The 5,487-nt window shown below is 74.0% G+C and carries 1 protein-coding gene; it reads left to right on the forward strand.

All coding sequences use genetic code 11. The features are described 5' to 3' along the window. Positions 1 to 5,487: non-ribosomal peptide synthetase (locus CCN72_RS18490; protein ID WP_107430123.1), on the forward strand; the 5,487-nt coding region annotated here is incomplete at both ends.

Genomic DNA, 5,487 nt, shown 5'->3' on the forward strand with positions numbered 1-5,487 from the left:
CGCTGGAGCTGCCCACCGACCACCCCCGCCCCGACACCCCGGGCGGCCGCGGCGACGGACATGTCCTCACCCTGTCGCCCGCGCTGACCGGCGCGCTCGGCGAACTCGGCCGACGCGCGGGCACGACGTCGTACATGACGGTGCTCGCCGCCTTCCAGGCCGCGCTGGCCTTCCACAGCGGGCAGCAGGACATCGCGGTGGGCACCGTGGTGGCCAACCGGGAGCGGGCCGAGACCGAGCAGCTCGTCGGGTTCTTCGTCAACACCCTGGTGATGCGCGGTGACTTCAGCGACGATCCGACGCCGGCCGCGCTGCTCGCCCGTACCCGGGAGCGGGTCCTGGAGGCGTTCTCGCACCAGTCGCTGCCGTTCGAGCGGGTCGTGGAGGCGCTGAGCCCCGAGCGCGATCTCGCCCGCAACCCGCTGGTGCAGGTCCTGTACACGCACACCGACATCAGCGGCTCCGCGTTCGACCTCGGCCGAGCCACCGGGACGCCGTTCCGGATCGACCTCACCACCGCCAAGTTCGACCTCACCCTCGATCTGCGCGACGGCGACGGCCGCACCGAGCTGGCGTTCGTCTACCGGCCCGACCTGTACGACGCGGGGACCGTCGCGGCCCTCGCCCGGCACACCGTGAACCTGCTGGAGGCGTTCTGCGCCACCCCCGACACCCCGCTCAGCGGCATCGACCCGCTGACCCCCGCCGAACGCGCCCACCTGCTCGGCCCGAACGGCCCCGCGAACGCCGGCAACGAGCCCAGGACCGCCCCGCGCACCGCCCCCGACCGGCTCGCCGGGCACATCGCCCGGGCGCCGGAGGCGATCGCGGTACGCGGCACCCACAACCCGGCCACCCGCTCCCTGACCTACGCCCAACTCGACGCCCGCGCCTCGCACCTGGCCCGCCGACTGCGCGCGGCCGGGGTCACCCCGGGCTCCCTGGTCGGTGTCTGCCTCGACCGCACCCCCGACCTGGCCGTCGCCCTGCTCGCCGTCTGGCGCGCCGGAGCCGCCTACCTCCCGCTCGACCCCTCCCACCCGAAGGCCCGCCGCGAGTTCACCGTCGCCGACTCCGGCATCGAGTGGATCGTCACCGACGGCGCGACCCGCGGCGCCGTGGAGCAACTGCCGGTCCGGCTGATGGCGTTGGACGAGGACGGCGGCGCCGAGGCACAGACCCCCGACATCCGGCCCGCGCCCGGCGACCTCGCGTACGTCATCTACACCTCCGGCTCCACCGGCCGCCCCAAGGGCGTCGAGGTCACCCACGGCAACCTGGCCTGGCTGCTGGCCGCCGCCGACCGGCACTTCGACTTCGGCCCGGACGACGTGTGGACGCTGATGCACTCACCCGCCTTCGACTTCTCGGTCTGGGAGCTGTGGGCGCCGCTGACCAGCGGCGGACGGGTGGTCGTGCTCGGCGCCGACGAGGTCCGCGACCCGGCCGCCGTGCACCAGGTGCTGCGCGAGCAGGGCGTCACCGTCCTCAACCAGACCCCGGCCGCCTTCAAGGGCCTGCGCGCCCATCTGAAGAGCACCGGGAGCGGCTTCGCTGAACTCCCGTTGCGCACGGTGGTGTTCGGCGGCGACGCCTTCGACGTCCGCGACTACGGCGACTGGTTCACCGCCCCGGGCGAGAAGCCCGCCCTGGTGAACATGTACGGCATCACCGAGACCACGGTGCACGTCACCTTCCGCACCATCACCGAGAACGACGTGCACGGCACCGTCCGTTCCCCCATCGGCCGTCCGCTCACCGGGCAGCACGGGTACGTCCTCGATGCCGGGGGCCGGCTCGTGCCGCCCGGCAGCGTCGGCGAACTGTACGTCTCCGGCGGCGGCGTGGCCCGCGGCTACCGCAACCGGCCCGAACTGACCGCCGAACGCTTCCTGGACGATCCCTTCGGCGCGCCCGGCGCCCGGATGTACCGCACCGGCGACCTCGTCCGGGTGCTGCCCGACGGTGAGTTGGCGTACCTCGGCCGCGCCGACCACCAGGTGAAGATCCGCGGCTACCGCATCGAACCCGGCGAGATCGAGACCGCGCTGCGCGCCCTGCCCGGCGTCGCCGATGTCGCGGTGGTCGCCCGCCGGGACGGCGACACGGCCCGCCTCGTCGCCCACATCGTCACCCCGGAGGCCCGCCCGCTCGATCCGCCCGCGCTGCGCGAGGGACTGCGGCTGACCCTGCCCGACTACATGGTCCCCGCGCTGTTCGTGCGGCACGAGCGGCTGCCGCTGACCGCCAACGGCAAGGTGGACCGCGCCGCCCTCACCGCCGTCGCCCCCGCCGCGGCCGGACCCGGCAGCCATGTGCCGCCCGAGGGCCCGCTGGAGCAGGCCCTGGCCGGGGTGTGGAGCCAGGTGCTCGGCGCCGAACACGTCGGCCGCGGCGACAACTTCTTCGACCTGGGCGGCGACTCGATCCTCGCGCTGCGCCTGGTCGGTCTCGGCCGGCTCGCCGGACTCGGCTTCTCCGTCGCCGACGTCTTCCGCACCCGCACCCTCGCCGACCTCGCCGGCCTCGTCACCGAAGCCGTCGACGCGCCCGCCCCCGTCGCCCCCTTCTCCCAGCTCGACCCCGCCGACGCGGGCCGGCTCCCCGACGGCCTGGAAGACGCCTACCCGCTGACCATGCTCCAGGCCGGCATGCTGCACGAGATGCTCGCCGACCCACGGCGCGGCGCCTACCACAACGTCACCGACCTGAAGATCAGCACCCCCGAGGGCTTCGACCGGCACGCCTTCCAGGCGGCCGTGGACGCGGTGGTCGCCGGACACCCCATCCTGCGCAGCTCCGTCGACCTCGTCAGCTACCGCGAACCCCTCCAGCTCGTGCACCGCGCCGCCCGGCTGCGGGTCGGCTACTCCGATCTGCGCGGCCTGCCCCGCGACGAACAGCGCACCCGGCTGCGGGAGTTCGTGGACGAGGAGTTCGAGAAGCGCTTCGACCTGGCCGCCGCGCCCCTGGTCCGCATCCATCTGCACCACATCACCGACCACGATCTGCGGCTGGTGCTCACCGACTGCCATGTGGTGCTGGACGGCTGGAGCCTCACCTCGCTCGTCGCCGACCTGCTCGCCCTGCACCGCGAGGCCGTCGCCCACGGCACCACGCCCCGGCCGCCACAGGCCCCCGCGTTCGCCGAGTACGTGGCCCTGGAGCGGGCCGCCCTCGACAGCGAGGAGTCGCTGACGTACTGGCGCGACAGCCTCGCCGACCTGCGCCCCGTGACCTTCCGCCGCCGGGCGCAGGGCGACGCGGGCGCCGACCGGCCGCCGGTGCACGAGGTCCGGCGCTGCTACGCCCATCTCGCCGAGCGCATCGGAAAGTTGGCGAAGGACGCCGGGGTGCCCCGCCGTACCGTGCTGCTCACCGCCTTCCACCACACCATGAGCCTGTTCGCCGACCGCGACGAGAGCGCCCTCGGACACAGCATCGGCCTGGTCACCAACGGACGGCCCGAGGTGCCCGGCGCCGACCGGATGCGCGGACTGTTCCTGAACACCGTGCCGTTCGGCGTCACCCGCCCGCGCGGCAGCTGGCGCGCGTATCTGCGGGACGTGTTCGAGGCCGAGCAGGAGATGCTGCCGCACCGCAGGGTGCCCCTGGTCCGCATCGCCCAACTGCGGCCCACCGAGCCCAGCCTGACGGACACCGTCTTCAACTACGTCAACTTCCACCGGCTCTCGCACGACTCCTGGGACGACTCCCTGGAGATCGCCCGGACCATGTTCCCGCTGCTGGTCAACGCCAGCGTCAACGCCTTCACCCTGGACGTGGACCCGGAGTTCGTCGCCCCCGCCACGGCCGAGCAACTGGCCGACGTGTACTGCGCCCAGCTGGAGGCCATGGTCGCCGGGCCCGACGCCCGGGTCACCCGGCCCGCGCTCACCGGCGCGGCTCGCGCCACCGCCCTCGACGTCTGGGCGCGCGGACCCGAGATCCCGTCCTCGCCGCTGATGCTCCACGAGCACATCGCCGGGCACGCCGCCCGCACCCCGGACGCGGTCGCCGTCGAGCACCGCGGACACACGCTGTCGTACGGCGAACTCCACGAGCAGGCCGAGCAGTTGGCCCGGCGGCTGCGGAACCTGGGCGTCGGCCCGGAGACGGTCGTGGGCATCTGCGTCGAACGCGGCCCCGACCTGGTGCGCGCCGCCGTCGGGGTGCTGCGCTCCGGCGGCGCCTTCCTGCCGCTCGACCCCCAGCACCCCACCGAGCGCCTGAAGTTCATGGCCGACGACAGCGGCATGCGGGTCCTGCTGACCCAGCGCGCCCTCGACGGCACGGTCCCCTTCGACGGCCCCGTCCTCCATCTGGACGCCCCCGCCGAGCACGTCGCCCCCGTCCCCGGCCGGGAGCCCGACGCCGACACCCTCGCCTACATCATCTACACCTCCGGCTCCACCGGCACCCCCAAGGGCGTCGCCCTGCCGCACCGCGGACTGTCCAACATGCTCGAAGGCCAGCGCGACCTGGTACGCCCCACCCCCGGGGACCGGGTGCTCCAGTTCGCGTCCTTCGGGTTCGACGCCTCGATCCTGGAACTCACCTGGTCGCTCGCCAACGGCGGCCGCCTGGTCACCGCGCCCAAGGAGGACCTGCGCCCCGGCCCCGACCTCGCCCGCACCCTGCGCACGGCCCGCGTCACCTGCGCCATGCTGCCGCCCAGCGCCCTCGCGGTGCTCGGCGAGGACGACTTCCCCGAACTGCGGGTCCTCCAGGTCGCCGGCGAGTCCTGCCCGGCCGAACTCGCCGACGCCTGGTCGCGCGGCCGCCGCTTCCACAACGTCTACGGCCTCACCGAGACCTCCGTCTGGTCCGTCGCCGCCGAACTGAGCCCCGGCCAGGGACAGCCGCCCATCGGCACCCCGATCCGCAACACCCGCGTCCACGTCCTGGACGACGACCTCCAGCCCGTCCCGGCCGGCGTCCCCGGCGAGATCTACCTCGGCGGACAGGCCGTGGGCCGCGGCTACCTCGGCCGCCCCGGACTCACCGCCGCCACCTACGTACCCGACCCCTACGGGCTCCCCGGCGAACGGCTGTGCCGCACCGGCGACCTCGGCACCCACCGGCCCGACGGCGCCGTGGAATGGCTCGGCCGCCGCGACTCACAGGTCAAACTGCGCGGCTTCCGCATCGAACTCGGCGAGATCGAGCACGCGCTGCGGGCCCTGCCCGAGATCCGCCAGGCCGTCGTACTGCACCGCACCGACCTGCCCGGCGGCGAACCGGCCCTCGTCGCCTACCTCGTCCCGCAGGGCTCCGCCGCCCCCACCTCCGAGGAACTGCGCCGCGCCCTGCGCGCCTCGCTGTCCGCGTACATGATCCCCGCCCGGTTCGTGCTCCTCGACGAACTGCCCGTCAACCGCAGCGGCAAGATCGACAAGCGGGCGCTGCCGCTGCCGCCCGCCGAACTCGACCAGAACGACACCGAGTTCGTCGCCCCGGCCACCCCGGCCGAGAAGGTCCTCGCCG

It is taken from the genome of Streptomyces murinus (genome assembly GCF_002154555.1).
Taxonomy (GTDB): Bacteria; Actinomycetota; Actinomycetes; order Streptomycetales; family Streptomycetaceae; genus Streptomyces; species Streptomyces murinus.